At 66.7% G+C, this 13,917-nt stretch carries 15 protein-coding genes; 8 read left to right on the forward strand and 7 right to left on the reverse strand.

Features of this window, described 5'->3' with window-relative positions; translation table 11 throughout:
- Positions 1-44 precede the first annotated feature (44 nt).
- Complete coding sequence (locus SLNSH_RS16175) at positions 45-542, reverse strand: chemotaxis protein CheW (protein WP_106338047.1); 498 nt, start codon at positions 540-542, stop codon at positions 45-47.
- 312 nt (positions 543-854) lie between these two features.
- On the opposite strand from SLNSH_RS16175, the gene SLNSH_RS16180 reads away from it, so the two are divergent.
- The 8 genes from SLNSH_RS16180 (at position 855) to SLNSH_RS16215 (ending at position 8,364) form a co-directional block, all read left to right on the forward strand.
- The gene (locus SLNSH_RS16180) at positions 855-1,133 is read left to right on the forward strand and encodes an STAS domain-containing protein (protein WP_106338048.1); all 279 of its coding nucleotides are present in this window, start codon (positions 855-857) and stop codon (positions 1,131-1,133) included.
- Positions 1,134-1,136: 3 nt separating this feature from the next.
- The gene (locus tag SLNSH_RS16185) at positions 1,137-1,496 is read left to right on the forward strand and encodes a response regulator (RefSeq protein WP_106338049.1); all 360 of its coding nucleotides are present in this window, start codon (positions 1,137-1,139) and stop codon (positions 1,494-1,496) included.
- Positions 1,497-1,503: 7 nt separating this feature from the next.
- Entirely contained in the window at positions 1,504-3,648 is a 2,145-nt protein-coding gene (locus tag SLNSH_RS16190; protein WP_106338050.1) for a chemotaxis protein CheA, read from the forward strand.
- Positions 3,649-3,730: 82 nt separating this feature from the next.
- Entirely contained in the window at positions 3,731-4,573 is an 843-nt protein-coding gene (locus SLNSH_RS16195; protein WP_245422378.1) for a CheR family methyltransferase, read from the forward strand.
- Positions 4,574-4,641: 68 nt separating this feature from the next.
- Entirely contained in the window at positions 4,642-5,187 is a 546-nt protein-coding gene (locus tag SLNSH_RS16200) for a chemoreceptor glutamine deamidase CheD (RefSeq protein WP_158266780.1), read from the forward strand.
- On the forward strand, positions 5,187-6,296 hold the full coding sequence (gene cheB / locus SLNSH_RS16205) for a chemotaxis-specific protein-glutamate methyltransferase CheB (RefSeq protein ID WP_106338053.1): 1,110 nt from the start codon (positions 5,187-5,189) through the stop codon (positions 6,294-6,296). The genes SLNSH_RS16200 and cheB overlap by 1 nt, the downstream gene beginning before the upstream one ends.
- A 4-nt stretch (positions 6,297-6,300) precedes the next feature.
- Positions 6,301-6,687, forward strand: coding sequence for a response regulator (locus SLNSH_RS16210; protein WP_106338054.1), 387 nt, complete (start codon positions 6,301-6,303; stop codon positions 6,685-6,687).
- Positions 6,688-7,029: 342 nt separating this feature from the next.
- Positions 7,030-8,364 (forward strand): TadE/TadG family type IV pilus assembly protein, encoded by a 1,335-nt coding sequence (locus tag SLNSH_RS16215; protein ID WP_106338055.1) that lies wholly within the window; start codon positions 7,030-7,032, stop codon positions 8,362-8,364.
- Positions 8,365-8,375: 11 nt separating this feature from the next.
- Here the strand turns inward: SLNSH_RS16215 and SLNSH_RS16220 are convergent, their stop codons facing one another.
- The 6 genes from SLNSH_RS16220 to SLNSH_RS16245 all read right to left on the reverse strand — a co-directional run bounded on the left by SLNSH_RS16220 (position 8,376) and on the right by SLNSH_RS16245 (position 13,774).
- Positions 8,376-8,765, reverse strand: a complete 390-nt coding sequence (locus SLNSH_RS16220) for a response regulator (protein ID WP_106338056.1) — start codon at positions 8,763-8,765, stop codon at positions 8,376-8,378.
- The gene (locus SLNSH_RS16225) at positions 8,762-9,367 is read right to left on the reverse strand and encodes a hypothetical protein (RefSeq protein ID WP_106338057.1); all 606 of its coding nucleotides are present in this window, start codon (positions 9,365-9,367) and stop codon (positions 8,762-8,764) included. The genes SLNSH_RS16220 and SLNSH_RS16225 overlap by 4 nt, the downstream gene beginning before the upstream one ends.
- Positions 9,360-9,905: a response regulator gene (locus SLNSH_RS16230; RefSeq protein ID WP_106338058.1), complete on the reverse strand. Its 546-nt coding sequence runs from the start codon at positions 9,903-9,905 to the stop codon at positions 9,360-9,362. Before SLNSH_RS16230 ends, SLNSH_RS16225 begins: the two co-directional genes overlap by 8 nt.
- Positions 9,906-10,032: 127 nt before the next feature.
- Positions 10,033-11,055 carry a flagellar motor switch protein FliG gene (gene fliG, locus SLNSH_RS16235; RefSeq protein WP_245422379.1) on the reverse strand — a complete coding sequence of 341 codons (1,023 nt, stop codon included), beginning with the start codon at positions 11,053-11,055 and terminating at the stop codon, positions 10,033-10,035.
- Between the two features lie 122 nt (positions 11,056-11,177).
- The gene (locus SLNSH_RS16240; RefSeq protein WP_146140285.1) at positions 11,178-13,046 is read right to left on the reverse strand and encodes a DUF4214 domain-containing protein; all 1,869 of its coding nucleotides are present in this window, start codon (positions 13,044-13,046) and stop codon (positions 11,178-11,180) included.
- A gap of 485 nt (positions 13,047-13,531) precedes the next feature.
- Positions 13,532-13,774 (reverse strand): hypothetical protein, encoded by a 243-nt coding sequence (locus SLNSH_RS16245; protein WP_146140286.1) that lies wholly within the window; start codon positions 13,772-13,774, stop codon positions 13,532-13,534.
- Positions 13,775-13,917 lie beyond the last annotated feature (143 nt).

The following is a 13,917-nucleotide window of genomic DNA, read 5'->3' on the forward strand; positions in this document are numbered from 1 at the left end:
CCCCATTGCTGCGTGCGTGAGTTCGGCGTCGCGCCGCTCGGATTTCAGTGTTGGATCGACCCGGAGGTCGCGGCTTCCGGCAGGAAGCCGATCATCGATGACAGGTTGGGGAGCGCGATCACGCGCTCGCCCCGCACCGCCAGGCCGAGCAGGACCTCTTCGACGCCATGGGTCTCTGGAGGAGGCCGCAGGTCGGTTCGAGGGATGTCGACGATGTCGGAAACGGCGTCCACGAGCAGCCCCACCGGCTGGCCGCCGAGATCCAGCACCAGGATGACGCTGGCCCGTGAGATCGCGCAGCGGCCCAGACCGAGACGCGCCTTGAAGTCGAAGACCGTGATCACGGTGCCGCGGAGATTCAGGACTCCGAGGACATAATGGGCCGTGTTCGGGAGAGGCGTTGTCTCCTGCCAGCCCTTGATCTCCCTGACGAGGCCGACCTCCACGCCAAACTGGCGATCATCGACCAGGAACGTGACGATCCTGATGAACTGCGGGGCGCCGGCGCTCGCGATGAGGCCTGGATCCGGGGATGCTTGCATGCCGTGAGCTCCTGCCGCAGCGGCGACCGCTACGCACCTTTGCGTGCGATTCAGCCCCCGCTCAACCGGAGCGATTAGCCGTCACAAATGTGAAAGCTCCGTAAATTTCGTGATTTATATCAACAATCAACACGATCAGTTGACTGCAAGCGGGCTGCGGGCGAGCCACCACGCCTCGTGGCCCAATCGCAAAATTCTTTTGACGTCCGGAAGTTGAGTCCTTTGCATAAATTCAATTCGGGGATGCGCGACTAAAACCTTTGTTAAGTTTCGACGCTTAATTTCGCCAGCGAATAGCACCCGGAGGGCGGCGTGGTCGATCTGACGCTCGGAAGCACGGCGAACCGCGACGAGGTCATGGACCTCTTCAGCAAAATCAAGGACGCGTTCGCCGCAGGCCAGGACATCAAGCTGGATGCCTCGGCTGCGGAGGACATGTCGCCCATCCTGGCGCAAGTCATTCTGTCCGCTGGGCGGACCGCGAGCGATTCCGGACACGGCTTTACGCTGGTTTCACCCAGCCCCGCCATGATCGACGCCTTCCAAGGGTACGGCCTTTTCGCCGACCTCATGACGATTCCGATGGAGTAACCGGTGCGCATTCTGGCAATCGACGACACGCGAACCCTTCGCGAGCTCCTCTGCAGGACGCTGCGCGCCGCCTCCTACGAGGTGGTGGAGGCCGAGAACGGCGAAGAGGGCCTCGCCCGCTTCGCGGACCACCGGCCCGACATCGTCATCACGGACCTGAACATGCCGGTCCTGGACGGGATCGAGTTCACGCGCGCGGTGCGTTCGCGCGCCGACGGCGGCGGAGTGCCGATCATCATCCTGACAACGGAGAGCGGGGCGGAGATCAAGGCCGAGGGCCGCAAGGCGGGCGCCACCGCCTGGATGGTGAAGCCCTTCGATCCGCAGCGTCTCCTCGACATGCTCACGCGTTTCAAGAAGTAGCCCGCCCATGGACGCTCTTGCCGAGATCAGGAACATCTACTTCGACGAGTGCGATGAGTTCATCGGCTTGCTCGAAGGTCATCTCGCCGCCATCGGCGAGGGGCGCGCGACGCCCGATGACATCCACGGCGCCTTCCGCGCCGTCCACTCGATCAAGGGCGGCGCTGGCGCCTTCGCGCTGACGGAGCTCGTCGAATTCGCCCACATGTTCGAGGCCTGCCTGGACGCGCTCCGCTCCGGCCGGGTGGCCATCGACGAGGCGCCGATCGACATGCTCCTCCAGGCGGGCGACGTGCTGAGCGAGCTGATCAGCGCCGCGCGCGACGGCCGGTCGGTTCCGGTCGCCCCGGCGCTGGTGGCGGCGCTCCAGGCGATGGCCGGCGGCCAGAAGACCCATGCGCCAAAAGCCGGCGACGAGATCCGGCTCGACGACGAGCCCGCCCCGGCCCCTGCGGCCGCGGCCAGCCCCGCTCCGGCTGCGGCCGAGGCGTCCGCCGGCAGGGCCCGCAAGGTCACGATCCATCTCAATCCGGAACGCGAATTCTTTCGCCGGGCGATCGATCCGCGGATGATCTTCGACGCCCTGCGGCACCTGGGCGACCTCGAGGTCACCTGCGACACTGCGCAGGTGCCGCTCATCGCGTCTCTCGACCCCATGGACTGCTGGATGCGCTGGACGATCGAGCTCCAGACGGAGCACGGTCCCGAGCACATCGTCGAAGCGCTGGAGTCCTTCCTGGCAGACGAGGAATTCACGATCAACGACGCTTCGCAGGCGGCCGAAGAGGCCCCTGCTCCGGCTGCGGCGCCTGAAGCCGCCGCCGCGCCTGCGTCCCCCACCGCCGAAGCCAAGCCCGCGGCCGAAGCCGCGGCCGAGCCGGCGACACCGGCCGCTCCCGCCGCCGCGGCTGCGCCCGCAGCTCCCGCCCCGGCGCAGCGGCGCACGTCCGGCGGAACGATCCGCGTCGACCTCGAGCGCATCGACCGCCTGATGAACCTGGTCGGCGAGATCGTCATCACGCAGTCCATGCTGTCCGAGCGCGCAGGCGTGCTCGCCAAGCGCGAGGCCGCCTCCTTCGTTGACGCCCTGTTCAGCCTGGCGCGGCAGACGCGCGAGTTGCAGGACAACGTCATGGCGGTGCGCGCCCAGCCCGTGAAGGTCGTATTCCAGCGCCTGCCGCGACTGGTGCGCGAACTCGAGCGCACGCTGGGCAAGAAGGCCCATCTCGTGCTCGCCGGCGAGGACACGGAGGTCGACAAGACCATCGTCGAGGAACTGGCGGACCCGCTGATCCACATGCTCCGCAACTCGATGGACCACGGCCTGGAGCCGCCGGAGGAGCGCATCGCGGCCGGCAAGCCGGCCGATGGCACCATCCGGGTCTCGGCCGAGCATCGCGGCTCGCGCATCCTCATCTGCGTCACCGACGACGGGCGCGGCATCAACCGCGAGAAGCTGGTGGCCAAGGCCAAGGCTCGCGGGCTGCTCGCCCCCGACGCCGAGCCGTCGCCCGAGGAAGCCGACAACCTCATCTTCCACCCCGGCCTCTCCACAGCCCAGCAGGTCACGGACGTCTCCGGGCGCGGCGTCGGCATGGACGTGGTGCGGCGGAACGTGGAGGCGCTCGGCGGGCGCATCACCGTGGAATCGACGCCGGGCCGCGGCTGCAAGTTCACGCTCGGCCTGCCGCTGACGCTGGCGGTGCTCGACGGGATGATCGTGCGGGCCGGCACGGAGCGCTTCGTGTTCCCGCTGTCATCCATCGTCGAGACCATGCAGCTCGACCCGGCCAGCGTGGAGCCGCTGCCTGGCGGGCGCGATATCCTCCAGCTCCGCGGCGAAATCGCTCCCCTGCTCAAGCTGCGGCAGCTGCTCGGCATCCGGGCGATCGGCGACGAGCCCATCGTCGTCATCGTGGAGACCGAGACGGTGCCACGGCTCGCCATCGCGGTGGACGAGATCGTCGGCCAGCAGCAGGTCGTGGTGAAGAACCTCGAGTCCTCGTTCCGCCGGGTGGAGGGCGTGTCCGCCGCCACCATCCTGGGCGACGGCCTTGTGGCCCTGATCCTGGATGTCGACGCCTTGCCGGCGCTGTCCCAGTCGGGCCGCAAGCTGCCGACCATGGCTGATCACCTGGGAGTGGCCGTCTAGGCCCCTCCCCCTCCCCCTAGCCCTCGTCTCGCGCAGCGTTCCCCCCGCGCTTCGCCCATCCAGCTATTGCCGAGGAACGGCCGTGCACGGTCTCGCCGCAGACGAATCCGATTACGCCCTGTCCGATCGCGACTTCGAGCTGATCGCCGGCATCGCGCGCGATCAGGCGGGCATCGTCATCCGCGCTCACAAGTCCGCCATGATCCGGGGGCGGCTCATGCGCCGCCTGAGGGCGCTGCAGCTCCGGTCCGTGGCGGAATATTGCGAACTGCTGCGGAGCAGCGACGGGCACAAGGAGCTGCCCAGCCTGCTCAATGTGCTGACCACCAATCACACGGCGTTCTTCCGCGAGCGGCACCACCTCGACCATCTTCGAAGCGAGGCCCTGCCGGATTCCTATTCGCGCGCCCTGAAACACAACTCCCGCGTGCGCATCTGGTCCTCCGCGTCCTCCACTGGCGAGGAGCCCTACTCCATCGCCGCCATGGTGCACGCGTCCCAGCCGCCGAAGGCGATCGACCTGCGGGTCTTGGCGACGGACATCGACACGGACGTGCTCGACAAGGCGGAGCGCGGCGAATACGCCCGCGAGGTTGTGGAGCGGTCGCCTGCGGACCTGAAGCCGCTGCTGCTGTGCGAGCCGGCCGGAGCCGACACGGTCAGGATCGGCGCGGCCCTGAGGCGTCACCTCACCTTCAAGCAGCTGAACCTCATCACGGAGTGGCCCATGCGCGGCCCCTTCGACGTGATCTTCTGCCGCAACGTGATGATCTACTTCGACGCCCCCACGAAGAAGAGCATCGTCGACCGCTGCGTCGACCTCTTGCGCCCGGGCGGCTGGCTTTACCTCGGCCACTCGGAATCCTTGTCTCCGCCTCATCCGGCCTTCGAGCTGATCGGGCGCACTATCTATCGGAGGCGTTGATGGCCCTGCCCGGAACCTCCCTGCCCCCGTCGAGACGCTCTTTCCAGGATTCAACGGGCGCAACAATCGTGTCCGTTGCGCCTGGCGACCATTACGTCACCGACGACAAGAACCAGATCATCGTGACGCTGCTCGGATCCTGCGTCGCGGCCTGCGCGCGCGACACGATCACGGGCGTCGGCGGCGTCAACCACTTCCTGCTGCCCTCCAGCGACAGCCACGACGTGGCCATGGGCGGGGACGAGGCCATGCGCTTCGGCGACTACGCCATGGAGCAGCTGCTCAACAGCATCTATCGCCGCGGCGGCCAGCGCGGCCGGCTGGAGGTCAAGATCTTCGGCGGCGCCCGCGTGCTGGGCGGCAGCAGCATGCTCAAGATCGGCGAGCAGAACATCACCTTCGTCGAGCGCTTCCTGAAGACCGAGGGGATCCCCATCGTGGCCCGCTCCGTGGGCGGCACCGCGCCGCGGCGCATCCGCTACCAGCCCTCCACCGGCAGGGCCTGGGTGCAGGAGCTCGACAAGTCGAGCGCGGTGAGCGTGACGCAGCAGGAAGAGAATTATCGCCGCAGCTTCGTCCGGCAGCAGCCCGCCGGCGACGTGGAGTTCTTCTGATGTTTCGCCCGGCCAATCCCTATCGCGTGTTCGTGGTCGACGACTCCCGCACGATCCGCCGGCTGATCGGCGCCATCGTCGAGGAGACGGACGGGCTCGTGCTGGCGGGCTCCGCCGAGAGCGCGGAGGAGGCCTGGGAGGTCCTGCGGCAGCCCTCGTTCGAGGTCGACGTCATCTCGCTCGACATCGAGCTGCCGGGCATGAACGGAATCGACTTCCTGAAGCAGATGATGGCTCTGCGTCCGATTCCGGTGCTCGTCGTCTCGGGCCATACGGACGCGGCGGCGGACCTGACGCTGACCGCCCTGGAGAATGGGGCGATCGACTGCATCCAGAAGCCGGATGGGCGCCCGGCCGAGATCGACCGCTTCCTGCGCGACACGGCCGCCGGGCTGCTGCGGGCGGCCCAGAGCAAGCTGCGGAAGGGCCCGACCGGCCCGACGCTGGTCAGCCCGGTGCTGGCGCCCCGCCCCTCCGCAGCCGCCTCCGCGGCCAGCGCGGCGAGCTTCGATGGCGACAACGTCATCTGCATCGGCGCGTCCACGGGCGGCGTCCCGGCCGTGTGCAAGGTGGTCGAGGGCCTGCGCGGCGTGAACTGCCCCATCGTGGTGGTGCAGCACATGCCCCCGAGCTTCACGCCGCGGCTCGCCACCCGCCTGGCCCAGACCACCGGGCTTCCCGCCTTCGAGGCCCAGGACGGCCAGCGGCTCGCGCCGCGGACGGTGTGGGTGGCGCCGGGCGGCTTCCACCTGCACATCGTGCGCAAGCCCGGGGGCTACGCAGCGAGGCTCACGGACGAGAACCCCGTTTCAGGGCACAAGCCGTCCATCGACGTCATGTTCCATTCGGCGGCCCAGGAGGCCGGCTCCGCCGCCTCCGGCGTGCTGCTGACCGGCATGGGCCGGGACGGCGCGGACGGTCTCCTCGCCATGCGCAGGGCCGGAGCGCACACCATCGCGCAGGACGAGGCGACCTGCGTGGTCTACGGCATGCCGAAAGCGGCCGTCACGATCGGGGCCGTGGACCAGGTCCTCCCCCTCGATCGCATCGCCGACCACATCCTGTCCGGCGCGCCGCGCGGCCGGGCGTCGCGTCACGCGGGAGCCTGAGGCCATGGCCGACCTGAAGTCCAAGAAAGTGCTGGTCGTCGACGACCAGAAGAGCATGCGCGGCCTCGTCCGCTTCGCCCTGATCCAGATGGGCATGGAGACGGTGGACGGCGCCGAGAGCGGCGAAGAAGCCATCAAGAAGCTCAGCACCACCCGCTACGACCTCATCATCACCGACCTGCACATGGAGGGCATCTCGGGGCTCGGCCTGCTCAAGGCGGTGCGCTCCCACCCCGTCCTGCGCGGCACGCCGGTGATCATGGCGACCAGCGAGACCTCCTCGGACACGGTGCGCCAGGCCAAGAGCCTGAACGTCGACGCCTTCATCCTGAAGCCGGTGGACGCCAACGCGCTGCAGCAGCGCGTGAAGGCGGTGCTGAAGGTGGCGTGAGAAGCGCCTCGCCGGACCACCGCCCGAGAGGCGGTCGTAGCCGGCAAGCACGCGTTCCGACATGCAAGGTCCGAGGCGAAGCGGTTGCTCGGCCTGCCTGCGTTGTGCGCTCGAACATCATTGTCGAGAGCTGAAGCCGCTCGCCCGCGAACGCGCGAGCCGCTCCGAAAGAATTTGCCCAACATTCCCGGCCCAGTTTGAAAGCCCCTGGACCCAAGGCCGCCGAATTTAGGCGCTCACATTTGATATTTGTGAATTGTTTTATTGCTATGCTCGTCCTGACCCGACTGCACAGCCTGACTGCCTTCCGCAGCCTGGCCCTGGGACAGGACACTGTCGAGTATGCCGCGATTTTTTTCCCGCCCTATGCTGACGCGATTTGGCCAGGCTGAAACCGGCGCCGTGGCGGTCATGCTTGTGATTTTGCTGCCAGTCTTGCTGACCTTCGCTGGCGTCGCTGTTGACCTGACAGGCGCCAACCGCATGAAAAGCAAGCTCGACGTCCTTGCGGACGCGGCGGCGCTCGCCGCTGTCAGCAATGCCGCGATGCTCTCCACGGACAGCAATGCGCAGATCGCCAGGAGCCAGGAAGTCGCCGTCACGACGATGCGAGATTCCGCCGCCAAGGCGGGGCTGGGCTTCACCTCAATCAACGCCGTGGCGACGGTCGACCCGGACATGACCGTCACCGTACGCCTGTCCTGGGAATCGGCCTACCTGGTGAACTTCGGGCGCTTTCTGATGGGCGATCGCCTCCGGGTGTCCGGCATGGCCGAGTCCAAGTCCAACGGCTCGCAGTTCGTTGACCTGGTCGCCATCGTGGACGCGTCGGGCTCCATGGGCATCGGCGCTTCCGCGGAAGACCAGGAGGCCATGGCCCGCACCTTCAAGTTCAGCAAGGACAACGACGAATCCTGCGTCTTCGCCTGCCACACCATCGGGAAGACGGCGCTGCTGCCGTCAACGAGAACCGCGAGCGGTCGCCCCGCGCAATCGCGTTTCGATGTCGTTCGAAGCGCGCTGACGCGCATTGTTTCGGAGGCGGAAAAGATCAGAGGGGAGAAGATCCGCCTGACCGTGTTCACGGTGAGCAATCGACCGCGGCTGGACATTACGCCGACCACCAATCTGGGGCAGGCCAGGCAGACGCTGTCGCAGCTGCAAATGCATGTCGCGGGCGCCGGCACGAATTTCTATGCCTCACTCCCGCAGATCGCGGCCCAATTGCCCAGCCGCGGAGGCAAGGGCATGTCACCCAACGATCGCAAGCTGTATGTAATGCTCTTCACCGACGGCGTCGAAGACGACGTCTATGAAAAGCCGAACCGCCAGGGCGTTTACGAGGGCGACTACGATCTCGACCCCAATTTTCGGAAACGTCAGCCTTCGCACACCACCAAGGAGACCGTGCAGGGGTTCGATGGGTCGTATTGTCGGGCGTTCCCGGAAAGCGCCAACATCATGACCTTGACGACCGACTACGTCATTCCGTCGGAGACGAGCGATGAGCGGTTCATCTTCATTCGCGACAAGCTGAGAGGCAGCATCCGCCAAAACATGGCCCGGTGCGCGACCGACCCGGACTTTGTTTTCACCGCGTCTTCTGGCGAGGACATCCAGAAGGCCATCGATACGATGTACAAGAAGATCACTGCCGGCGCACGGCTCTCGCGATAACGTCCTGGCGTTCAGGCCGCGACCGCGCTGACAGCCCGGTCCATGGCGGCGAGCAGAGCCTCGGCCGTGAAAGGCTTCTGGATCAGGATAGGAGCGCCCGGGCGGTCGAGCTTGGCTTTGGCGCCGGCGTCGTTGGTGGTCATGAGCAGGAAGGGAATGCCGGCCCATTCGGGGCGGCCGTCCATGATGAGCTTGAGGTCGGCCCCGCTCATCGGGGTCATGTAGTAGTCGCAGACGACCAGCCCGTATTCCTTCTGGCTCAGCTTGCGGATCGCCTCGGGGCCGCTCCCCGCCCCTTCCACGTCCAGGACGCCCTGCGCATTGAGCAGCGTGCGCACGATGCGCACGATGGCGTAGGTGTCGTCCACCACCAGGACGGGCTTGCTGCGGTCAAAGCTCACTCGGTTTCTCCGGGATTGTCCTTGGCGGCTTCGGCCGCTGCTGCCTGGGCCTTCTCGGCGGCCCGACGACTACGGAACTCGGCGGACAGGACGCCGAGCTGCCGCACAAGCTCGCGGGCGATGTCGTTGGGCGCGTCCTTCACCTCGGCGCGCACCACGGAGGCGATGGCCTCCGCGTAGCGGCGAACGACCACCATGGGGACGTCCACCTCGCCATGGGCGAGGTGGTCGCACAGCCCCGTGGCCATCTGGGCCGCGACGGTGTAGCCGAATTGCTTGGCCTGTCCGCGAACGTCCTGCGCGAGCAGATGGAGGGCCTCCACCTCCTCGGGGCTCTGCGGACCTGCTTCGCCGAAGCCCTCTACGGATTCCAGAAGAGTCGCGGCCGACTGGGCCATCCACTTGCCGAAGCTGGGGGCGAGCGCGTCGACGGCTCGCTCGGCGCGGGCGATCATGTCGGCGTCGTCGGTCGGCGTCGGCCGCTGCGACTTCACGAGCGCCTTCTCCCGCAGGCGCGGCTTCGGATGAAGCACAGCGTGGTCGCTGTACTCCTCCTGGGATTCGAGATGGGGCGCCGCCGCAGCCGCTGGGATCTCAACCATTGGAGTAACTCACGAGAACGGGCTTGGCCGGAATGATCTGGCTTTCCTCTTCGCCCTTCCGGCGCTCAGGGCCGGTGTATTCGGCCGCCTTGGTGCGGCGGCGGTCTGGGCCGAAATAGCTGGCCGTCTTGATAAAGGGCCGGGGGTGGGCGACGACCCCGAGGATTCGCTGGTGCAGGGCCGTGGCCGAGAGCGGCTTGACCAGGAACTCGGTCACGCCGGCGTCCCGCGCCTCGATCACGCGATGCCGCTCCGAATGCACGGACACCATGATGATGGGCACGAAGGGGTTCACGCTGTTGTCCGAGCAGCGCATCAGCTTGGTCATGTCGATGCCGTTGATGAGCGGCATCTCCCAGTCCGTGAACACGATGTCCGGGTAATGGGATGCGAAGGCGTCCAGCGCGGATGCGCCGTCTTCGGCCTCGAACACCTCGCGCGCCCCGAATCCGTGAAGAAGCGTCTTCAGGATGCGGCGCATGTAGGTGTTGTCATCGACAACCAGGAAGCGAAGTCGGGAATACTCGACGCGGAACATGGAAGCCGTTTCAGGGGTCTGCCCACCCTGAAACCTACTTCCGGCTGCGTTAATTTTCTGCTGCGCCTTTCAGTTGCAAAGCCCTGAGGCGATCATTTCCGGCGCCGCTCCCTCCGGTTGCGCCGCCTCACTCGAGGACAACGTCCTCCTCGTTGCCGGTCTTGGCGATGATGATCTCGCCCCGGTCGGCCATGGCCTTCGCCGTGGCGATGATCTTCTGCTGCGCCTCGTCCACCTCCTTGAGGCGGATCGGGCCGAGGCCGGCCATCTCGTCGTTGAAGATGGTCGCCGCGCGCGTCGTCATTTTGGAGGTGAAGAAGTTCTTGGTGGACTCGCTGGCCCCCTTGAGCGCCTTGGCGAGGTCCGTCTTGTCGATGGCGCGCACCAGCGCCTGGGCCGAGTTGGGATCAAGCTTGGTGATGTCCTCGAAGGTGAACATCAGCGCGCGGATCTTCTCGGCGGACTTGAAGGCGCTACGCTCCAGGGCCTCCATGAACTTGGATTCATTGGTCCGGTCGAAGGAGTTGAAGATCTCGGCCAGGAGATCGTGCGCGTCCCTGCGGGTGGTCTGCGACAGGTTGGCGATGAAGTTGGTGCGCAGGCTGTCCTCGACCTGGTCCAAAGTATCCTTGGACACGGTGTCGAGTTGCAGGATGCGCAGCATCACATCCGTCGCGAAGTCTTCTGGGAGCATGGCCAGCACCTTGGCGGAATGCTCCGCCTTGATGCGCGAGAGGATGAGGGCCACTGTCTGCGGATGCTCGGTCTTGAGGTAGTTGGCCAGCAGGTGGTCCTGCACGTTCGAAAGGCGCTGCCAGATCGTGCGTCCCGCCGGGCCGCGGATCTCCTCCATGATGGGGCCGACCCGGTCCTTGGGCAGGAGCTTCGACAGAAGCTCCTGGGTGCGCTCGTAGTCGCCCACCACCGTGAGGCGGTTCGTCTGCCCGGCCAGGTCCGCCAGCACCTGCTCCACCAGCGACGCCGGCACGGTGCCGAGCGTCGACATGGCGAGGGAGACCTTTCGCAGTTCGTCGTCGTCCAGGGATTCCCACAGCGCCCCGCCGTGTTCCTCGCCCAGGACCAGCAGCAGGATGGCGGCCCGCTCCAGGCCGCTCAGCTCTTTCAGAGACCTCGCCTCAGCCTGCGCCACGCGCAACGCCTCCCGCAACGGGGCGCAGGCGTCTCGAATCGCGGACGCGCCACCCCTGCATCGAATGACGCGCCCGCCGGTTTACGTCAACGTCGGCGGTCGTCGAGTCGGGGTTCGCCGCCTCAGTAGCCCGCAAACAGCACAGGCCGGCGCTGCTTGAACTCCGCCGACCTGATGATCTCGCCGGCCAGATCCTGCGCCGACATCGCCCCACTCCCCAGGCGCCCGGAATACCGGTTCAACTCCTCGCTGCTGGGTTCACGGCCCAACAGCAATAGGTGGAGCAGCCTGACGGTCGTCGCGGGGTCCACGGCAGAGCCGCCCAGCTTGCGAACAAACTCGTCCGAGCCGGCCAGGCTGATCGCGATCTGATAGGGCGCATCGCCACCCTTCACGCGTTCCGAATAGTCGCGCAGGCCCGCCCCGTCCGCGTTGCGGCCGAGCACCAGGCAGTAGGCGTAGTCGACCTGCTTGGCCGTGTTCGGCGACTGCATCTCGTTCAGCCGACAGACGCGCCAGTTCTTGGCCGCCGAGGCCGCCACCTCGGTGGCGGACGCTCCGGACACCAGCGCGGGATGGGCCTGCCGGAAAGCCGGCGACGCGATCACGTTCCTGGCGGCAGCGGCGTAGGTCAGCTTCCCGAGTTGCAGGCCCTGGAGAAGCGGGCCAGCGAGGACCGGGTCGGGATCCCTGTCCAGCAGGACGCGATACAAGGTGGCCACGAACGCTTCGTGCGAGCGGAACGCGCCCGGCGCACGTTGCTTGAATTCGTCAGACAGGAGCAGGCTGACCAGTACGCTCGGGATCCCGTCCGGATTGCCGGCGATCGTCTTGGACCAGTCCTGGAGGCCGCCTCCGTCCGCGTCACGACCAAGCGCCAGGCAATAGGCATAGGAGATCCGGCGAGGAATGGGGGCGTCGCCCGGCAAGGCGCCCATCTGGCACTTGCGGGACGGCAGGGGCTGCATCGCCGCCTCGGCTGCGGGAGCCGGCACGCTCTCCCCGGTCAGCAACTCGCGGACTGCGTAATAGGCCGGCTTGGGCGCGCCGGTCCGCCATCCGCCGGATCCGTCACCTTCGAGCCGCACGAGGCCCATCGCGGCCTCGAAATTCGGCCACCAATAGGTCTCGTCCATCAGCTCGTAGATGTGGGCTGCCTCGATCTTGTAGAGCGGAGCGAGTTCCCGGATGCGATTAATCCAGCGCCGAAGTCCATCAGCCTGGACTTGATCGCCGCCCTTGCTGCCGAAATCCTGGTTGAATTCGGTGATCCAGATCGGCCTGCCGAATTTCGATACGGCTGACAGGCCCCAGCTCGGATCCTCCTTGTACATGTGCCAGACGGAGATGTCCCATTTGATCCCGTCCTGCTGCATCCGCTCGAAGGCGCCGATGTGCCCCCAACCCGCCGTGCCGATCGCCTTGCGAACGGTGGGATCCGCCGCGACCGTCCCCTCCGACAGGCCGCCGAGCACCGCGCTCACCTTGGCCCAGCGCGGGCCGTAGTAATCCAGTGGGGAGTCGCCCCCGGCCGGTCCCCAGTTGCAATTGTACTGGACGCCGTCGTCCCGCTGCTCGCAGGCGGTGATGATGGCGTAGTTCTCGAGTTCGTTGCCGAGCTCCCAGACCCGCACGTCGTCCTTGAAGCGGGACACCAGCGTGAACGCCAGGTCATAGGCGTCTTTCCGAAGCTGCTCGGGGGTGCTCTTCTTGATGTCGAGCGCCGGCGTGAGGACGGGCAGGATCTCCACGCCGTGCTGCTTGGCGAGGCGGATCAGACTGCCGAGGCGATCCGCCATATGCACGCCCGACACGTTGACCCTGTAGGAGCGCAGCCCTGCCCCGGCGGCCAGGGTCAGTTGCGTCTCCAGGCTCACGCCGGGATAGGCCGTGAAGGGATGGCCATTGACCCCGAACATGACGTCCTTGACGGCGGCCTCGCCACGGCTTGGAGACGTCACCGCCATGACGACCATGAATGAAGCGGCCACAAGGGCCACCAGACGAACACCAATGGAGTTTCGCGCCAAGTGTCTCATCGTTTTCAGGGCCCCGCGCTGGATCCGGCTGCGCTAGGCGCGCATGCGAAGGCGGACTCTAAGGCCCCCCGTCCCAGACAGGGCCACGCCCTTTCGCGTGAGTGGGCCCGCTCGGAGCCGCACTGACGCCCGACGAACCGCCTTTCGGCGGATGCGCAAGCGCGATCCGCCTACGCCGTTGGAGGCAGATCGGAGCGCTCGGGCCGGAGCACGGAGGACCACGGCGGCGGCTGGTTCGCGTCCGATGGGCGCTTCAGTTCCTTCTGGAGGCCAGCCAGGGGCCAAGAGGGGGCTTGCCGCACATGGTTCGGCCCGCCACAGGCATTCCGCCGGGCGGGCCGATCATGCGCGTAGCCCAGAGGGCCGCTCACGAGACAGCGGCTCCCTGACACCATCCGGCAGATGCGGGCTGGCCGATTCCTGAGGGTTCGAGGCGTCTAGAGGGCCGGCGCGGCTTCCGTTTCGTGAGATCCGAACAGCTCGGGCAAGGCCTTCCACACCGCCGCCTGGATGTCGGACAGCACGGCGAGCGCCGAGTCAGGATGCATGTCGTTGGCGAATGCGACGGGGATGAGCACGCGCTCGCCGCCCCCGCCCGCCATGATCGCCGGAGGCGATTTGTCCTGCGCCGAACCGGGCACCGCCACGAGCTCGTAGCGATTTGTCATCGCTTTCGTCATGTGCTCCCCCAAGCCGTTTCTTTTATGGAACCCGAAACTGGACCAAAGTCGAGGGCCAGAGCCTTTCAGGCCCAAGATATACTCCTTGTCCACAGCCCGCCGAGGGAACGGCGTTTTTCCGGGTACAAGGCCCCGCAAAAAGG

It is taken from the genome of Alsobacter soli, assembly GCF_003004785.1.
Lineage (GTDB): Bacteria > Pseudomonadota > Alphaproteobacteria > Rhizobiales > Beijerinckiaceae > Alsobacter > Alsobacter soli.

What these genes read in the sequence shown, in the direction of transcription:
- SLNSH_RS16245 (WP_146140286.1), bottom strand. Translation starts at nt 13,774, where the DNA reads ATGACGAAAGCGATGACAAATCGCTACGAGCTCGTGGCGGTGCCCGGT.
- SLNSH_RS16190 (WP_106338050.1), top strand. Translation starts at nt 1,504, where the DNA reads ATGGACGCTCTTGCCGAGATCAGGAACATCTACTTCGACGAGTGCGAT.
- SLNSH_RS16230 (WP_106338058.1), bottom strand. Translation starts at nt 9,905, where the DNA reads ATGTTCCGCGTCGAGTATTCCCGACTTCGCTTCCTGGTTGTCGATGAC.
- SLNSH_RS16210 (WP_106338054.1), top strand. Translation starts at nt 6,301, where the DNA reads ATGGCCGACCTGAAGTCCAAGAAAGTGCTGGTCGTCGACGACCAGAAG.
- SLNSH_RS16215 (WP_106338055.1), top strand. Translation starts at nt 7,030, where the DNA reads ATGCCGCGATTTTTTTCCCGCCCTATGCTGACGCGATTTGGCCAGGCT.
- cheB (WP_106338053.1), top strand. Translation starts at nt 5,187, where the DNA reads ATGTTTCGCCCGGCCAATCCCTATCGCGTGTTCGTGGTCGACGACTCC.
- SLNSH_RS16175 (WP_106338047.1), bottom strand. Translation starts at nt 542, where the DNA reads ATGCAAGCATCCCCGGATCCAGGCCTCATCGCGAGCGCCGGCGCCCCG.
- SLNSH_RS16225 (WP_106338057.1), bottom strand. Translation starts at nt 9,367, where the DNA reads ATGGTTGAGATCCCAGCGGCTGCGGCGGCGCCCCATCTCGAATCCCAG.